At 64.3% G+C, this 17,064-nt stretch carries 16 protein-coding genes and 2 pseudogenes; 8 read left to right on the top strand and 10 right to left on the bottom strand.

Annotated elements, in window-relative coordinates; translation table 11 throughout:
* Window positions 1-424: 424 nt before the first annotated feature.
* Window positions 425-700: pseudogene (locus J5I97_RS00525) on the top strand (transposase); the annotation flags it as partial.
* Between the two features lie 178 nt (window positions 701-878).
* Window positions 879-1,113: pseudogene (locus tag J5I97_RS20450) on the top strand (IS30 family transposase); the annotation flags it as partial.
* On the opposite strand, the gene glyS reads toward J5I97_RS20450, so the two are convergent.
* Window positions 1,095-3,278, bottom strand: coding sequence for a glycine--tRNA ligase subunit beta (gene glyS, locus J5I97_RS00520; protein ID WP_208588348.1), 2,184 nt, complete (start codon window positions 3,276-3,278; stop codon window positions 1,095-1,097). The pseudogene J5I97_RS20450 and the gene glyS sit on opposite strands and share 19 nt — an antisense overlap.
* 189 nt (window positions 3,279-3,467) lie before the next feature.
* The gene (glyQ, locus tag J5I97_RS00515) at window positions 3,468-4,376 is read right to left on the bottom strand and encodes a glycine--tRNA ligase subunit alpha (RefSeq protein ID WP_208588347.1); all 909 of its coding nucleotides are present in this window, start codon (window positions 4,374-4,376) and stop codon (window positions 3,468-3,470) included.
* Window positions 4,377-4,467: 91 nt separating this feature from the next.
* Here glyQ and J5I97_RS00510 point away from each other — a divergent pair, with 91 nt between their 5' ends.
* The 3 genes from J5I97_RS00510 (at window position 4,468) to J5I97_RS00500 (ending at window position 8,589) form a co-directional block, all read left to right on the top strand.
* Window positions 4,468-6,282, top strand: coding sequence for a GspE/PulE family protein (locus J5I97_RS00510; protein ID WP_208588346.1), 1,815 nt, complete (start codon window positions 4,468-4,470; stop codon window positions 6,280-6,282).
* 596 nt (window positions 6,283-6,878) lie between these two features.
* Window positions 6,879-7,613, top strand: a complete 735-nt coding sequence (locus J5I97_RS00505; RefSeq protein WP_208588345.1) for a glutamine amidotransferase — start codon at window positions 6,879-6,881, stop codon at window positions 7,611-7,613.
* Between the two features lie 76 nt (window positions 7,614-7,689).
* A complete protein-coding gene (locus J5I97_RS00500) occupies window positions 7,690-8,589 on the top strand; it encodes a BPSS1780 family membrane protein (protein WP_208588344.1) in 900 nt (299 codons plus the stop codon).
* 113 nt (window positions 8,590-8,702) lie between these two features.
* Here the strand turns inward: J5I97_RS00500 and J5I97_RS00495 are convergent, their stop codons facing one another.
* From J5I97_RS00495 to J5I97_RS00475, 5 genes are all read right to left on the bottom strand, one after another.
* Window positions 8,703-9,299 (bottom strand): hypothetical protein, encoded by a 597-nt coding sequence (locus J5I97_RS00495; protein WP_238135595.1) that lies wholly within the window; start codon window positions 9,297-9,299, stop codon window positions 8,703-8,705.
* 33 nt (window positions 9,300-9,332) lie between these two features.
* Window positions 9,333-10,070, bottom strand: a complete 738-nt coding sequence (gene tatC, locus J5I97_RS00490; protein ID WP_180314543.1) for a twin-arginine translocase subunit TatC — start codon at window positions 10,068-10,070, stop codon at window positions 9,333-9,335.
* On the bottom strand, window positions 10,067-10,729 hold the full coding sequence (gene tatB / locus J5I97_RS00485) for a Sec-independent protein translocase protein TatB (RefSeq protein ID WP_208588343.1): 663 nt from the start codon (window positions 10,727-10,729) through the stop codon (window positions 10,067-10,069). The genes tatC and tatB overlap by 4 nt, the downstream gene beginning before the upstream one ends.
* A gap of 15 nt (window positions 10,730-10,744) precedes the next feature.
* Window positions 10,745-10,972 carry a Sec-independent protein translocase subunit TatA gene (gene tatA / locus J5I97_RS00480; protein ID WP_208588342.1) on the bottom strand — a complete coding sequence of 76 codons (228 nt, stop codon included), beginning with the start codon at window positions 10,970-10,972 and terminating at the stop codon, window positions 10,745-10,747.
* 73 nt (window positions 10,973-11,045) lie between these two features.
* Window positions 11,046-11,936, bottom strand: a complete 891-nt coding sequence (locus tag J5I97_RS00475; RefSeq protein ID WP_208588340.1) for a lipid-binding SYLF domain-containing protein — start codon at window positions 11,934-11,936, stop codon at window positions 11,046-11,048.
* Window positions 11,937-12,090: 154 nt separating this feature from the next.
* Between J5I97_RS00475 and hemH the strand changes: the two genes are divergently transcribed.
* Together hemH and J5I97_RS00465 are read left to right on the top strand one after the other, a co-directional pair.
* Window positions 12,091-13,056 carry a ferrochelatase gene (gene hemH / locus J5I97_RS00470; RefSeq protein ID WP_208588339.1) on the top strand — a complete coding sequence of 322 codons (966 nt, stop codon included), beginning with the start codon at window positions 12,091-12,093 and terminating at the stop codon, window positions 13,054-13,056.
* Window positions 13,057-13,058: 2 nt separating this feature from the next.
* Window positions 13,059-13,925, top strand: coding sequence for an alpha/beta fold hydrolase (locus tag J5I97_RS00465; RefSeq protein ID WP_208591481.1), 867 nt, complete (start codon window positions 13,059-13,061; stop codon window positions 13,923-13,925).
* A 72-nt stretch (window positions 13,926-13,997) separates the two neighbouring features.
* On the opposite strand, the gene J5I97_RS00460 is transcribed toward J5I97_RS00465, so the two are convergent.
* The gene (locus J5I97_RS00460) at window positions 13,998-14,783 is read right to left on the bottom strand and encodes a SprT family zinc-dependent metalloprotease (RefSeq protein WP_208588338.1); all 786 of its coding nucleotides are present in this window, start codon (window positions 14,781-14,783) and stop codon (window positions 13,998-14,000) included.
* 42 nt (window positions 14,784-14,825) lie between these two features.
* On the opposite strand from J5I97_RS00460, the gene J5I97_RS00455 reads away from it, so the two are divergent.
* Window positions 14,826-15,017 carry a hypothetical protein gene (locus J5I97_RS00455; protein WP_208588337.1) on the top strand — a complete coding sequence of 64 codons (192 nt, stop codon included), beginning with the start codon at window positions 14,826-14,828 and terminating at the stop codon, window positions 15,015-15,017.
* Between the two features lie 39 nt (window positions 15,018-15,056).
* Here J5I97_RS00455 and J5I97_RS00450 read toward each other — a convergent pair whose 3' ends face one another.
* Together J5I97_RS00450 and ttcA are read right to left on the bottom strand one after the other, a co-directional pair.
* A complete protein-coding gene (locus J5I97_RS00450; protein ID WP_208588336.1) occupies window positions 15,057-15,962 on the bottom strand; it encodes a recombination-associated protein RdgC in 906 nt (301 codons plus the stop codon).
* Window positions 15,963-16,025: 63 nt separating this feature from the next.
* Entirely contained in the window at window positions 16,026-16,940 is a 915-nt protein-coding gene (gene ttcA, locus J5I97_RS00445) for a tRNA 2-thiocytidine(32) synthetase TtcA (RefSeq protein ID WP_208588335.1), read from the bottom strand.
* Between the last annotated feature and the right edge of the window lie 124 nt (window positions 16,941-17,064).

The raw sequence follows: 17,064 nt of genomic DNA, 5'->3' as shown, positions 1-17,064 counted from the left end.
GAAGCCACCGCCACGGGGCCGAACAGCACCGTGGCGGCACCGCGATTGAATCGGTGGATCTTGCGGTTATCGGCCTTCTCCTTGAGAGTTGGGTGCCAGGTCGTGCGATGCCTGGCGATTGCTGGCGGTGACGGCCGCCCTGAGGTGGTGAAGACGCGCTGGGAAAAGATGCTGTGGTCCAAAGAGGTGAGGGCGCAGTTGGCCGACGCACCACCGGCACGCCGGCGAGTAGCCGGACAGACGGCGTGGCGAGGTTGCTGTGCTGCAGTCCGTGACTGCTAGAAGTGATCCTATGGATTCAGTGGGGATCGCGTTTGCAAGAGTTTTCCTGATTCGCCCTGACCTTCAGCCAGCAGTCGCAGAATCTGCGCAGCGCTTTGTATTTGTAGATGCTGCTGTCACCTGAAGCCGACGAGGCGGCGCGATGCGCATCGATGCCCTGCAGTTCCGAGCTGGATTGTCGATGTCCTAGTTCTTCGCGTCCTAAAGTACCGAGGCCAAGTGCTACCGCGCTGTGTGCAAATAGCGGTGGCCGCAGGGGTTCGCTGCCCCTGCTGTGCTGGACGGGCGCGGTCGCGTTTCAAGCGTGGTACTGGAATCTATTACCAATGCAGCGCGTGCCGTCATCGGACCAATCTGATCGCTGGCAGCGATGTTCGAAGGCACCAAACTACCGCTGTGCACCTGCATGCTGGCACTTTGGGCAGTGCAGCGCATGGACGCTACCGCTCCACGCAGGGCGTGAAGACGGAATCGTCCTTCTAGGCTCAGGCGACCAATGACCATTTGCAACTCCACTTGCCAGTGAAGGGGCAAAGGTCAGCTCACCTGTGCCTCTTCACAACCGCTGGTGTTGCGACCCATAGTTGAATTCGCCCTCAAGCATATACGCGCATCCGGGTGGTGGCTTGAAGAAAGTACGCAACCGCCGCTAAACGCACCTGGGTGCCGGAGAAACCGCGGATCGTGTAACGCCCCGAACAGGTACAGCAGCGATTGGTTCCAGTATTGGGAAAGCGACCTGATCAAGGGGCGTTCAATCGTTCCTGCGTTGGCGTACTGGTGGCGGCAGCTCCGCTAGCCGTCATCGAGCATCAGCTAGACAGATGCTCGATGGCGGCGACGCTGCCGAGGCGGTCGCCGAGCTTCTTCAACAAGGCGAGTCGATTGGCGCGCAATTGCGCATCCTCGGCATTGACCATCACCCCATCGAAGAACGCATCCACCTGTGGGCGCAGACGCGCCAGGCGCGCGAGCACGGCGACATAGTCGTGACGGTGCAATGCATCGCCGGTATCGCCGATGGCCGCTTGCACCGCTTCGGCCAGCGCTTCTTCGGCTGGTTCGCGCAATAGGCTGGTGTCGATATCGCTGGGGATCTCTCCTTCGACCTTGCGCAGGATGTTGCGGATGCGCTTGTTGGCTGCGGCCAATGCTTCGGCTTCGGGCAGCGTGGCGAAGATGCCGATCGCATCGATACGGCGATCCAAGTCGTGGAGAGATCCGTGGGTCGCGCCCGAGAACAATGCAGCAACTGCGTTGAAGTGCGTGGCAGGTACGCCTTTGTCTGCGTAGTAGCCTTTTAAGCGGTCGAGGATGAAGTCAACTAGTTCGTCGGCGAGGCCATTAAGGACTCCAGTCTCATCGAACTCGATGCCGGATATCTTTACTCCGTCCTTCTCTGCTTTTTCCGAAGCCTGTGCACGTGCATGGAACTTCAAGAAGCTTTCCATCATTGCAATCTGGGTAAGCGCTTCTTCGACAAGTGCACGGATATTCAGATCAAACCCCGACTCAATCACCGTCCGCGCCAATCCCAACGCATTGCGTCGCAGTGCAAACGGATCCTTGTTGCCAGTCGGCTTCAACCCGGCCGCAAACCCACCGGCCAACGTATCCAGACGCTCGGCAATCGCCAGCACCTTGCCCAGCGGCGACAGTGCGATGTCATCGCCGGCAAAACGCGGTTGGTAGGCTTCGTCGATGGCCAGCGCAATCTCGCTCGGTTCACCGGCGGCCTTGGCGTAATGCCGCCCGGCGATACCCTGCAACTCGGGGAATTCGTTGACCATGCGCGACTGCAGATCGTTCTTGGCCAATTGCGCAGCACGTGCTGCCTGCTCGGCATCGGCTCCTACCTGTGGCGCGATCAAACGTGCCAGCGCAGCTACGCGCGCAACTTTGTCGGCCACCGTGCCCAGCTTGGCCTGATAAGTGACGCTGCCCAAACCCGCGCCCATCGCCTCCAGCCCCTGCTTGAGGTCTTCGTCGAAGAAGAACTTGGCATCGGCAAAGCGCGGACGGATCACCCGCTCGTAGCCCTTGGCGACCTCGGCAACGTCCTTGGAGACGATATTGGCGATGCCGATGAACTGCTCGGTCAACTTGCCGCCGTCGTCCAGCACCGGGAAGAATTTCTGGTTGATCTCCATGGTTTCGATCAACGCTTCCTGCGGCACCGCAAGGAAATCGCGCTCGAAACTGCACAGCACCGCCGACGGCCATTCGACCAGGTTGACCACCTGCTCCAGATTATCGTCGCTGATGCGCGCGCGGCCACCGGCCTGCCTGGCCGCAGCTTCGACTTCGTCGAGGATGCGCGCACGGCGTGCGTCCGCATCCACCAGCACATGTGCGGCGCGCAGCGCATCGACATAATCGCCCGGCGCGGCCAGCGACACTTCGCCCTGATGCATGAAGCGATGCCCACGGGTGATGCGGTCGCCACGCACGCCCAGCAATTCGGCAGGAATCACGGCCTCGCCAAACAACAGCACCAGCCACTGCACCGGCCGCGCGAAAGTATATTCGTGCGCGCCCCAACGCATCGGCTTGGGGATCGGCATCGCCGCAATCGCCTCATGCAGAATCTCCGGCAGTAAATCGGCGGTGCGCGCGCCCGGCGTCACCGCGCGATGCACGAAACGCTCGCCCTTGGCATCGCTGGTGCGCTCAAGCGCAGTCCAGTCGATGCCAGCTTTTGCAGCGAAACCGGCCAGCGCCCTGGTTGGCTTGCCCTCGGCATCCAGGGCGATGGTGAGATACGGGCCCAGCACTTCGGAGCGCTGCTCCGGCTGCTCGGTGGCCACGCCCGGCAGCAACACCGCCAGGCGGCGCGGGGTGGATAGCGGTTTGGCATCGCCGCGGGTGACGGCGATGCCGCGCTTTTCCAGCCCGCTCAGCACGCCGTCGAAAAAGGCCTGCGCCAGACCCGGTAGCGCCTTGACCGGCAGCTCTTCGGTACCCAGTTCGATCAGCAGGGGAAATTTTTCGCTCATGTCAGGTGAACCTTGCGTGTGTCCCTTCTGCCATCAACGGGCGAAGGTGGCTGGGGAATGTCCTTCTCCCGCACGCGGGAGGAAGGTGGCGCACCGCGCCGGATGAGGGTCGTGCCAGGACGGCGGAGACGTGCTGACCCCATCCGCCCTGCGGACACCCTCCCCCGCGAGCGGGGGAAGGCAACAGCATCAGCGTTTGACCCCGGGAAAGCCCAGCTTCTCGCGCTGCGCGTAATACGCCTGCGCCACCCCTTGCGCCAACGCGCGCACGCGCAGGATATAGCGCTGGCGTTCGGTGACGCTGATCGCGCGACGCGCATCGAGCAGATTGAACGCGTGGCTGGCCTTGATCACCTGCTCATACGCCGGCAGCGGCAACCCAACCTCGACCAGATGCCTGGCTTCGGCTTCGCAGGCATCGAAGCGATGCAATAGCTCGGGAACATTCGCGTGCTCGAAGTTGTAAGCGCTCTGCTCCACTTCATTCTGGTGGTACACATCGCCATAGCTCACCGGGGTGCCATCCGGCCCGTAGGTCCACACCAAGCCGTAGACGTCGTCGCAGCTCTGCAAGTACATGCACAGCCGTTCCAATCCGTAAGTAATCTCGCCGAGCACCGGCTTGCATTCGAGCCCGCCAGCCTGCTGGAAGTAGGTGAACTGGGTCACCTCCATGCCGTTGAGCCAGACTTCCCATCCCAGGCCCCAGGCGCCGAGCGTCGGCGACTCCCAGTTGTCTTCGACAAAGCGCAGGTCGTGCACCAGAGGGTCGATACCCAGCGCTTGCAACGAGCCCAGGTACAGATCCTGGATGTTGTCAGGATTGGGCTTCATCGCCACCTGATACTGGTAATAGCGCTGCAGGCGATTGGGATTTTCGCCGTAACGGCCATCGGTAGGACGGCGCGAGGGCTGCACGTAGGCCGCATTCCACGGCTCCGGTCCCAGCGCGCGCAGGAACGTGGCCGGATGGAACGTGCCCGCGCCCACTTCCAGGTCCAGCGGCTGGATCAGCACACAGCCCTGGTCGGCCCAGTACTGGTTGAGGGTCTGGATCAGGCCCTGGAACGTGATTGGAACGCGCCGAAAATCGGACATGCAGCAAAGGCCGTGCGGAATGGGGTGCGCTAGTATACCGGCCGACCCGCAGCGCTTTGCCGCGGAGTACCGCTGCCGGGGACGAACAAGCATGGAACAGCGGCGTACGGCCGATCCGGACAGCGCAGTGACGATCCTGCCGCGCGGCCGGCTGATGTTCGACCCGGTAGCCGCCGCTTTGCTTGCCGATGCCATGGTGGTTCCGCACGAACACGAACGCGTGCAGTTCTCCGCCGCCGGCGTGCGCAACGCCAGCGAGGTACATCCGTTGGTGCTGCTGGCCAACCTCAAGCTGCACGCCGCTCAGCCGCCGGCCGGCGAACTCGGCCTGGAACGACTGACCGAATGGCTGGCCACACGTACCGGGCTGCGCTATCTGCGCATCGACCCGACCCGTATCGATGTCGCCGCCGTCACTGGCTTGGTCTCGCACGCCTATGCGCGCCGGCACCGCATCCTGCCGCTGGCGCTGGATGCCGAGCGCGTGCTGATCGCCACCAGCGAGCCGCTTGCGCTGGAATGGTTGGCCGACGTGCAGCATCTGAGCCGTCGCCGCATCGAACTGGCGCTGATCAATCCGCTGGACCTGCATCGCTACACGATGGAGTTCTTCGGCGTCACTCAATCGGTGCGCAGCGCGCGCGGCGATGTGCGCAGCGCCGAACCTGGGGCGGGCCTGCCCAGCTTCGAACAGTTGGTGGAACTGGGCCGCGCCAGCGACGTCAACGCCGATGACCACCACATCGTGCACATCGTCGATTGGCTGCTGCAGTACGCCTACGAACAGCGGGCAAGCGATATCCATCTGGAGCCGCGCCGCGAGGCCGGACGCATGCGCTTCCGCATCGACGGGGTGCTGCACAAGGTGCTGGAAGTGCCGCCGTCGGTGATGACCGCCGTGGTCAGCCGCATCAAGGTGCTCGGCCGCATGGACCTGGCCGAGCGCCGCCGCCCGCAGGACGGGCGCATCAAGACCCGCTCGCCGGGCGGGCGCGAGGTGGAAATGCGCCTGTCCACCATGCCCACCGCGTTCGGCGAAAAGTGCGTGATGCGCATCTTCGACCCGGATTCGGCGTTCAAAAGCATCGAGCAGCTCGGTTTCAGTGGCGAAGAAGCTGCCGGCTGGAGCGCGCTGGTCGAGCGCCCGCACGGCATCGTGCTGGTTACCGGCCCGACCGGCTCGGGCAAGACCACTACGCTGTATTCCACGCTCAAACGCCTGGCCACGCCGGATGTGAACGTGTGCAGCGTGGAAGACCCGATCGAAATGATCGCGCCGGAATTCAACCAGATGCAGGTCCAGCAGAACATCGACCTGGATTTCGCCAGCGGCGTGCGTACGCTGCTGCGCCAGGACCCGGACATCATCATGATCGGCGAGATCCGCGACCTGGAGACCGCGCAGATGGCGGTGCAGGCCTCGCTCACCGGGCATCTGGTGCTGTCCACGCTGCATACCAACGACGCCGCCTCGGCGATCACCCGTTTGCTGGATCTGGGCGTGCCGCATTACCTGGTGGCTTCCACGCTCAATGGGGTTCTCGCGCAACGCCTGGTGCGCACCCTGTGCGTGCACTGCAAGCGCCCGCACACGCTCAGCGACGACGACTGGGCGGCGATCCGCGAACCGGGCGAAGCGCTGCCGGACACGCTCAACGTGCACGCCCCGTTGGGTTGCCTGGAATGCCGCCGTACCGGCTATCTCGGCCGCGTGGGCCTGTACGAATTGCTGCCGGTGAGCCCGCGGTTGCGCAGCCTGATCCGCGCCGACACCGACCTGGCCAGCTTCAGCCAGGCCGCGCGCGGCGACGGCCTGCGCACGCTGCGCCGCACCGGGCTGGAAAAGGTCGCCGCCGGGCTGACCACCATCGAAGAAGTGCTGTCGGTGCTGCCGCCGCGAGAGTAGGCGGTCGACGGGAATGCTCCGGGGGTTCTTCGAGTACGCGCGGCGATCGGCTCGCAACCGCTGCCGTCCCACATTCGCTGTCATAGCATCCATCGCCGTGCTGGCGGACGAGGAGCGCCAAAAGCTGGGGGAACGGCACGAGCAACCCTCCCCCTCACTCCGAGCGCCCCTGGCACGCGCCAGTGGGGCGTAGTGCCCAGCAGGGAGAGGGAAGCGCCAAGGCCTTGTCTCGCAATGCTTGGCGACTTGACTCCTATTCGAAGAGAGCCACCCCGCCTGCAATCCGTCCCTTCTCCCGCCGGAATGAAGATGCCCGAAGCGCTGGTAAGGGTTGGTCGGCACACGCATGTCGCCATCGGTGCGACCGCGGCCTGGCCATTGACCAGGTACGTGCCCCGGCCGGTGACCCTGACCATCCCAGCCATCATTACGCTTACCTGCACAGCACGCGCAGCACGGCCCACCATCACCAACAGACCATCAACACATAACCATCCGACATAACCTTAGCTGGATGCGTTGGCACGCAAGTTGGAAAAAACCGGCGCGGGCTGCCTACAATCGGGCACATCCGCCACTGCTGGATTCTGGCCCACATGTCCGCCCTGCCGTTCCTGATCATCGAAACCGGCCAGCCCGTGGCGGCGGTGAAGCGATACGGCCGTTTTCCGCACTGGATCCGCGTGGCGGCCGGGCTGGCCGAGCATGAGACCGTCGCCATCGACGTCGCCAATGGCGACCGCCTGCCAGACCGCGGCGGCTTTGCCGGCACCATCGTCAGCGGCTCGGCCGCCTTCGTCACCGACCGTGCCGAATGGAGCGAACGCAGTGCCGAATGGCTGCGCGATGCCGCTCACGAAGGGATGCCGTTACTGGGTATCTGCTACGGACACCAGCTGCTGGCGCACGCGCTGGGCGGCGAAGTCGACTACAACCCGGCCGGGCGCGAATCCGGCACGATCGCGCTGGAGCTGCATCCGCCGGCCGAGCAAGATCCCTTGTTTGCAGGCTTGCCGGCGCACTTTCCGGCGCACGCCACGCATTTGCAGACGGTAGTGCGTGCCCCGGAGGGGGCCATCGTGCTGGCACACTCGCGCCAGGACCGCTGCCACGCCTTCCGTTGGGGCCAGGCCACCTGGGGGGTGCAGTTCCATCCGGAATTCGCCACCCACCACATGCGCGGGTATGTGCAGGCGCGCGCAGAGTGCATTGCCCGCCATGGCCTGTGTGCGCGCAAGCTGGCGCAAGAGGTCACCGCCGCGCCGGTCGCGCGCAAGTTGCTGCGCCGGTTCGTGCATCATGCACGCGGTCTGCAAACTAGTGAACGCTGATCCCGCCGCGCACACGCAAAAGCAGCGATAATTGGGCTACGCCGGATGGTCCGGTGCGTATCGATCCGGAATGGGAATGAGCGAAATCCGCAAGGTGCCGGCATCTGCCGGCGCAGAATGGCTGTTGACCGGTTTCTCGCTGCTGAAGCGGGCGCCGCTAGCGCTTGGCTCGCTGGGGGTGATCTGGAGCGTAGCCGCCTCCCTGGTGGTCTCGCTCTCGGTGCTGGTGCCGCTGCTGGGCCCGGCCTTGCAATTGTTGCTGGTGCTGGCCGGCCCGCTGTTCATGGGCGGGCTGTTATGGGCGATCCGCGAAGTGGACGAAGGCCGCGTTGCCAAACCGTCGCATCTGCTGCACGGTCTGCAGAACGGTCGCGCGCCGCATCTGCTGGTGTCGCTGCTGCCGCAGCTGATCGCCGGCCTGCTGCTGGGCGTGCTGCTACTGGTTATGATTGGTGCCACCGGGCTGCAACAGTTGTCCGAGGTAATGGTCAAGATCAATCAGATCACCCAGTCCGGCGCACAGCCCGACCAGGCGCAGATCGAGCAGCTTGCCGCCAGTCTGCCGGCCGGACGCATCCTGCTGTGGCTGCTGCTGACCATCGCCACCTTTGCGGCAATGACGCTGGCGCTGTTCGTGATGCCGCCACAGGTAATGTTCAACCGCAGCACCGGCGGCCACGCGCTGCGCGCCAGCCTGCGCGCCAGCCTGCACAACCTGCCGGCGATGCTGGTGTTCTTTGCGCTGGCCTTCATCGCCATCTTTGCGATCTATTTCGCGGTGATGATCGTGGCGCTGATCATTGGCCTGGTGGCCGGCCAGACTGTGGCGATGTGGCTGGCCCAGCTGCTGCTGATGGCGGTGCTGATGCCGGTGTTCGCCGGCTCGGTCTATGCTGCCTGGAAGCAGATGTTCAGCCACGAAGGCGCCGTCGCACAGCCCGCCCCGCCGTCGCGCCCGGATGTGTTTGCGGCTTGAGTAGCCGCGCGTGTCCGGCAACGATCACTCGGCCAGCTACCCGTACAGCTGTTTGCACTGCAACTACGCCGGCAAGTGCATGACTGCGTAAGTCACAACACCTGTTGCAGCTCTCAATCTGCCTGCGCCATCTCCACCCGAACGACCTCGATACAGCTCGGGATCGCGTGAAATGGCAACGGATAAGCTGCAAAGGCATTCTCATAAAGTGTTACCGCGGCGCCGCCAAGTGTTCTACGCAGGTGACCTACACCACTAAAGGAGGTGTTTGCATCCTCACGCAGGCGCGCGTTACGGCCATGAAAGGGCCCGCTCATCGCTTGGCCCGACGGATTGATTTGAAGCGTCAACTCTCCGTACATGGCGCACAGAAAATCATGTTGCTCAGTGCCGAATAGCTGAAATGGATCGACCGCGTTGTAAATCAGCAGGACTGCCGGCATGCCTGAACTAGCAACCACACGCATTTGGGCACGCGCTTCGGAGATCTTTTGACGCACGTGCCAACCGACGGTTCTCGACCAGGTCCCACCCGTCGGATCGATCCCACGCTCACTTTCGATCTGTTTGATCTCGACACCGATGAGCGTGTCACCAATTTGCAAGTGGTAATCGGGTGTCTTGCTCGACGTTTCAGCTATCCGGCGACACTGCAGCAAATGCTGCGCGCAAAATTTTTCGAACAACTGCTCTGATACGGTGTCTTGCATTTCCGATCCGGCGTTGCGATATCCAAAGACAGACTAAGCGGCCTTCGGCCCCACCGCACGCGAGGCGATGATGCCGAGTTCGTAGAGCAGGCACATCGGGATGGCGAGCATCAGCTGCGAGACCACGTCCGGCGGGGTGAGGACCGCGGCCAGGATGAAGATGCCGACGATGGCGTAGCCGCGGCCTTCGCTCAGTTGCTTGGGGGTGACCCAGCCCAGCAGCACCAGGATCACCAGCGCCACCGGCAGCTCGAAGCTCGCGCCGAAGGCGAAAAAGATCGCCAGCACGAAATCCAGGTACGAATTGGCGTCCGGGGTAATGGCGATCACGTCCGGTTTGAACGTGGTCAGGAAGTGGAACACCGCCGGCAACACCAGGAAATACGCGAACGCGCAACCGATGTAGAACAGCGCCACCGCCGAGGCCAGTAGCGGAAATGCGAGCTTCTTTTCGCGCTGATACAGACCCGGCGCCACGAATGCCCAGGCCTGATAGAGCAGCCACGGCACGCTGAAGAACACCGCCACGAAGAAGGTCAGTTTGAGCGGGGCGAAGAACGCGCCGGCCGGGTTCATCGCGATCATGGTCTGCCCGAGCGGCAGCTGCGAAATCAGCGGCGCGGCCAACCATGAATAAATCGCGCGCGAGAACGGCAGCAACGCCAGCAGCACCACGCCCAGGCCGATCAGCGCGCGTACCAGGCGCGCGCGCAATTCGACTAGATGCTCGATCAGACTGCTTTCGGCCTGTGCGTCGTCGAACAGGCTCACGGCTGCTTCTCCTGGATCTTGCTCGGTGCGGTCAGCTCGGTCGGCGCAGTCAACTCGGTCGATGCACTCGGCGCGATCGGCGTGGCGGTTACCGGCGTCTGCGCAGGCGCGCTGGTGAGATGCGCGGCGTGCGGCGCCGGCACCACAGGGTCATGGGGGGCCGGTATCAGCGTTTGATGCGGTGCAGGGGCAATGGGCTGTGCCTGAGCGATGAGCGGTGCCGCAGTGGCTGAGCCGGCAGCATCCGCTGCGCCAGCGGCCAAGCCTGGCGTTGGCTCAGCGTTGCCTCCTACCGACGAATTGGCTCCGGCCGACACATCCGCATGCGCCAGCTCCAGCGGCGTGGCACTGCTGCGGATATCGATATCGCGACCCACATCGTCATGCAGCGCGCACGCGCCCTGCTCGACCTGCTGCTGCGTGTTGCGCAACTGATCTTCGGCCCCACGCAGAGAGGCCTGCACATCCCGCAGGCTGCGCTTGAGTTCTTCGGCCTCGAGCTCGCGTTCCAGTTCCTGCTTGACCGAATCCCATTGCGCGCGGGCACGACGGACCCACAGTCCGGCAAATCGGGCCGCCTTGGGCAAACGCTCGGGGCCGAGCACCACCAGTGCGACGACCGCAATCAGCGTCAGTTCGCCAACACCTATGTCAAACACCGACGCCGCTCCGGATCAGCGCGCGTCGCGGTCGCGTTCGGTCTGTGCCTCCCGCGCCTGCTCGGCAATGCGGGAGTCATCACCGAGCTTGCCGGCCGGCTTGTCGTCGTCGTGCATGCCTTTCTTGAATTCTTTGACCGCGCTGCCGAGGTCCTTGGCACCGCTGGTGAGCCGCTTGGTACCGAATACCAGCAACACGATCACCAGCACGATCAGCCAGTGCCAAATGCTGAAACTGCCCATGATCCGCTCGCTCGCTGACAAAGAAGGAAGACGCAGGATACCCCAGCGCAGCGGGCAGGGGGATGACAGCGCGTCATCGGTTGCCGTCTAAGGATTCGCTGCGAATTTCGCCTTCTGACACCGGCTGAAATCCCTGCTGCGGAGGCGGGTTGGTGCTGGGCTGCATCGGCACGGTGCTGGCTTCGTTGACCGGCGCTGGCGGGGTGGTCGGAACCTGCGTTGGAGGCGGCGGTGCCGGCCGCGGCTCGGTGGCCCCGCCATTGCTGCCGCGATTGGCGCGCGCGGTGTAGGTGGCCTCTTCCAAGCGATCGCGGAAGGCGATCACGTCGGTGGACGGGCGCTCGTTGGTGCGGCCCTCGAAGATCATGCGCGGGGTGGCGCCGCCGCCGTAGGCATTGAGGTCGGCGGCATCGTCGATCTGCAGCACGGCACCGTCCAGCGCGACGCCAGCGAACAGACCGCGGGCGCGCGACCACGACCAGATTTCGGCCTTGAGTTCACCATCGGTCGCCGCGGCGGCATTGCGACCGACTGGGCCTGCAGCTACACCGGCATCGGCGCCAAGGGTGAATTTACCGTTGACGATGTTGTCCAGGCTGCGGTCGTTGCGGAACACCAGCACCACGTCGGAAGACTGCACGCCCGCCTGGAAGCCGATGCTGCCGCCGGTGAGCTTGACGAACACCGGCTGCGACCAGCTGCCGTCGGCGTTCTTCATCGACATCAGGCCGTGCCCGCGACGGCCGCCGATCACCAAGCCGGCCTTGAGGGTGTCGGGGATGACCACGATAGCGCGTGCTTCGTCGAGCAGTTTGTCCGGGATGGCCTGCTCGGGGATCTTCATGATCTCGTTGAGCACCCGCACCGCATTACGTGCGCGTTGGTCCTCTTCCGGGCCGGCGACGGCGTGGCCGGCGGCGAAAGTCAGCGACAACAACAAGGCCAGGCGCGACAAACGAGGCATGACAAGCTCCAAATGATATTCCGTCAAAGATAAATCAAGAACCGACGTTAGTGTCGGCGCTATGAATCGGTGGTGAGCGCACTCAAGCGTTGAGAAGCGGCCAATGAGAACGATCGGTGCGCTGTAGTCGGCAGCCTTGCCCGGCTCTGCCAGAATGGCGCACATGAACACGACTCCCGATACTGCCCTGCTGGTTGTCAACCTCGGTACGCCCGAATCGCCTACCGCCCCGGCCGTGCGCCGCTACCTGGCTGAGTTTCTCAGCGATCGCCGCGTGGTCGCGATCCCGCCGCTGTTCTGGAAGCCGCTGCTGTATGGGGTAATCCTGCCGATCCGTGGGCCCAAGTCGGCCGAGAAATACGCCAAAGTCTGGCTGCCGGACGGCTCGCCACTGGCGGTGTACACGCGTCGTCTGGCCGAAGGTCTGAAAGAGGTGATGGCCGACTGGCACGTGGAGTGGGCCATGCGTTACGGCGCCCCGGCGCTGCGCAAGACGCTGGATGCACTGCGTGCGCGCGGCATCAAGCGCCTCGTGGTGCTGCCGCTGTATCCGCAGTATTCCACCACCACCACCGCCTCGATCCAGGACGTGGTGGATGCGTGGCGCCCGAGCGCGCCAGAAATTGCGGTGGAGGTGATTCAGGAATATTGCGAAGACGCCGGCTGGGTCGCTGCGATCGCCGATTCGATCCGCGCGCATTGGCAGACCCATGGGCGCAGTGAAAAGCTGATGTTTTCCTTCCACGGCCTGCCGCAACGCGTGGCCAATGCCGGCGATCCGTATTCGCAGCAATGCGAGCGCAGCGCGCAGGCGATCGTCGCTGCGCTGGGCCTGGGCGCGGACGAATGGCAGATGGGCTACCAGTCGCGCTTCGGTGCGGAACGCTGGCTGCAGCCCTACGCCGAGCCGACGCTGTGGAAACTGGCCGAAGACGGCGTGCGCAGCTTCGATCTGGTCTGCCCCGGATTCGCCACCGATTGCCTGGAAACGCTGGAAGAAGTGGCGCTGGGCTTTGCCGAAACGCTGGCCGAGCGCGGTGCCACGCTGAGCTATATCCCCTGCCTCAACGCCAGCGATGCGCATGCGCAGGCACTGGCCGCCGTGGCGCGCCGCGCGTGAGGTTGGAGCCGTATGCGTGTGGCCTGGACATCGGCCGGATCACTGGGCTGCGCAATCACGAACGCGGCCCGCGCCGGGTGCTGGCACTGCATGGCTGGCTCGATAACGCGGCAAGCTTTCTGCCGCTGAGCGCGCATCTGCAGGCACACGACCTGGATCTGGTATTGCTCGATCTGCCCGGCCACGGCCATAGCGCGTGGTTGCCGGTGGGTGCCGAATACACGCTCAGCGGTGCGATCGGCATTCTGTTGCAGGTGGCCGATGAACTAGGCTGGGAGCGCTTCAGCGTGCTCGGCCATTCGTTAGGCGGCGGCGTTGCGAGCTTGTTGGCGGCGGCGGCGCCGGAGCGCATCGAAGCATTGATCGCGATCGAGGCCTTGGGCGCACTGGCCGAACCGGTGGAAAGCACCGCCACCCGGCTGCGCGATGCGGTGGCCTCGGCACGCACGCTGCCGCAGCGGCCATTACGCGTGTTTCCGTCGATGGAGATGCCGATACGCGCGCGCATGATGGCCAACCAGCTCACCGAGCCGGCCGCACGGCTGCTGGTCGAACGCGGCGTGTGCGTGGTCGAAGGTGGTTACAACTGGTGCAGCGACCCGCGCCTGACCCTGCCCACCGCGATCCGCATGACCGAGGCGCAGATCGAGGTACTGCTGGCGTCCGTCGCCTGCCCCACCCAGGCGATCTTCGCCAAACCGGCGCAGCCGTATTTCCCGGATGCCCTGCGCGATCATCGCGTGGCGCTGATGCGCGATGCCCGCCTTCACCTGCTGGCGGGCACGCATCATGTGCATATGGAAGCGCCTGCGGCAGTGGCGGCGGTGATCAATGGGTTTTTGGCCGAGTTGCCGCTGCCGCGCGGCTGATGGTGGATGTGAATGATGCAGGTGTACTGCATGACGGGCGCGGTGTTTGCGCAACGCAGCGACACACGCCACTCACTCGGCCTGCAACAAACGCCGCAATTGCGCCTTGAGTTGGCGGCCGTGTGCGTGGAAATAGCTGCGCTCGTCGCGCCAGGCGGGGAAGCGCTGTTCCACTTCGGCCCAGAACGCGGGCGAGTGGTTGGCCTGCACCAGATGGCAAAGCTCATGCACCAGCACGTATTCGAAAGCGGATGAGCGACCGAGCACCAGCGCCAGGTCCAGCGCCATCGAGCCATCCGGTGCGAGCGAGCCCCACTGCGAGGACATCACTTTCAGCCGCAGACGTGCCGGTGCGCGCGGCAAGCCGGGCAGATAGCTCGGCAACCAGCGGCCGACATCGGCACGTGCCTGCGCTTCGTAAAATTCCTTCAGCGTGCGGCGTACACCGGAATCGCCTAATCGCGCAGGCACCTGGAATTGCGCGCCGTTATCGGTGATCTCGATGCGCGCATAACGCCCTTCGTGCCAGCTCAGTGGCAGCAACGCACCGCGCAACGGTAGCTGCCCAGGCACACCACGGTCGAGCGCTGGAAATGCATCGACTTGCCGATAACGCGACAGCTGCGTACTCAGCCACTCCAGATGCGCGAGCAAAAACCGTTCGCCGGACACCAAGCTTGCGCGAATCGGCAAGGTCAGGCGCGCGCCACGCTCGTCCACACTGAGTTTGATGCGCCGCGCACGCGGGTCGCGCACCCGCAGCACCGCGATCTCGCGTCCGTCCAATTGAAGGCGCACGAAGTCGCGTTCGACCACCTGCGGTGTGGGCGCGATAAGGCGGCGGGCGGACTTGAACATTGGCACAGAATAGCGCTGCAATGTGTCAGGCGGTGGGACGGAATGATTGATGCGTCCGATGGTGGCGAGACGGCGATCCGCGGTCACGTTTGCATGCGTGCGGCGGTACTTGGCGCAATGCGCGACACCCAGCCAGACCGTTTAGCCGGGCGCGCGCAGCAACGACACGTCAGTGGCCTGCGCGATACGCGATCGGCGCGCAGCAACGTGCAGGATGGCACCATCGATGCCTGATCAGGTGCCGTCTGCACCGGCGCCCGGCCACTGTCGGCATTACTCGGCCTTGCTGAGTTTTAACGCCGTTTCCAGCAACAGGAACAAGCGTCGCACTTCGGCGCTCATCAGTGCGAAGCGTGCATCGAGTTCGGCGCGAGCGCCGTCGTCGTCACTGTGCTCGAGCTGGTCCAGTGCGCCGTCGAGGAACTTGAGCTTGCGGATCACCAGATCGTCGCCGAGCACGAACGACAGATTGTCGTCCAGCACCAGCGCCAGCTTGGTGACCTGCTTGCCGGCTTCCAGATGCTTGTCGATCTCGTCGCCACGCAGTTCCTGATGCTGGCACTTGACCACCGCGCCGCCTTCGATGGGGTCCTTCATCTCGCACTCTTCGCCCAGGCTCAGGCCTTCGGGCAAGGGCTCGCCGGCGATCCAGCCGGTGAGGATGGCGCGCGGTGCCACTTCGGCGTTCAACGGCAGTGCCGGGAAGCTGCCGAGCGCGCCACGGATCTGGCTCATCACGTTCTCACCGCTCTTGCGGCTGGAGGTGTTGACCGCGATGTAGCCATGCTGCAGATCCAGGATGGCGTCGGTGCGCGAGCTCTTGACGAAAGCGCGCGGCAGCAGCTCATGGATCAGGTCGTCCTTGAGCCGCTTGCGGGCTTTACCACCGGGGCGACGGCCTTCTTTCTCTTCGATCTCGGCGACCTTGCGCTCGAGCAGATCGTTGACAACCGCGCCGGGCAGGATCTTGTCCTCACTACCGACGGTGAGCCACAAAAAATCTTCCAGGCGGTGCGAAAGCACTTCCTGCTCGTCGCGACCGAACGGGGAGATGAAACCGCGCGAGCTCATTTCCAGTGGGCCGACCGGCTTGAGCTGCACCTGCGGCAACAGCGTATCGATTTCGGAAAAATCCAGCGTGGTCGGAAAACGGAACAAGGTGAGATTGCGAAAGAACATGCGTAAGACCAAAGAAGAAGAAACGTGGAGTGTGGAAGGCGGACCGCGACCGGAGGGGCCGCGTCAGTCGCTGTCGTGTGGGGTGTCGCTGGCGGCCAGCCATGCGTTCGAATCGGGACCGGCCGCTGCTGCGTCGCTGCGGCCCAGCGACCAGAAATCGAACAGCGTGCGGTCGGCCAGTTGCTCGGGGCGCACATCGCCCAGTGCGCGGGCGATCTGATCGACACGCCCCGGCTGCTCGCGGTCCCACTGCTGCAACATCCTGCCGACCTGCTGGCGCTGCAGGTTTTCCTGGCTACCGCAGAGGTTGCACGGAATGATCGGAAACTGGCGCGCCTGCGCGTAGTCGGCGATGTCGGCTTCGCGCACATAGGCCAGCGGGCGGATCACCACATGCTGGCGGTCGTCGCTGTGCAGCTTGGGCGCCATCGCCGCGAGCCGGGCGTGGTGAAACAGGTTCATGAAAAACGTGGCCACGATGTCGTCACGATGATGGCCGAGCGCGATCTTGGTCGCGCCATGCGCCTGCGCATAGGCGTACAGCGCGCCGCGCCGCAGACGCGAGCACAGCGAACACATCGTTTTGCCAGCCGGAATCACCCGACTGACCACCGAATAGGTGTCCTGCTCGACGATGTCGAACGGCACGCCGAGGTTGCGCAGATAGCTCGGCAACACGTGGGCGGGGAAGTCCGGCTGCTTCTGGTCCAGATTGACCGCCACCAGGGTGAACGGCACCGGCGCCTTGCGCTGCAACTGCAACAGCATGTCCAGCATGGTGTAACTGTCCTTGCCGCCGGACAGGCACACCATGATCTTGTCGCCGGCCGCGATCATGCCGAAGTCGGCAATCGCCTGGCCCACCTGGCGCTGCAGGCGTTTGGCCAGGCGCAACTGCTCGGGCGGTAACCGCTGGCGTGGGTCACGCGGCGCAGGGTCGGTCGGAGGAGGGCGGGGCAGCGGCAGGGCAGCGGTCATAAGCCGGCCATTGTAGCTGCCCCGAGCACGGCAGGCCGGTGCCGAGCGTGCGCGGCTAAATGAGCGGTCAGTCGGCCGATGACAGGTCGTTCCGGGCCTGTGCGCCCTGTCGTGACGCTAGCGA

Source organism: Xanthomonas fragariae (genome assembly GCF_017603965.1).
GTDB classification, from domain to species: domain Bacteria; phylum Pseudomonadota; class Gammaproteobacteria; order Xanthomonadales; family Xanthomonadaceae; genus Xanthomonas; species Xanthomonas fragariae_A.
This window is presented reverse-complemented; position numbering and strand designations above follow the sequence as displayed.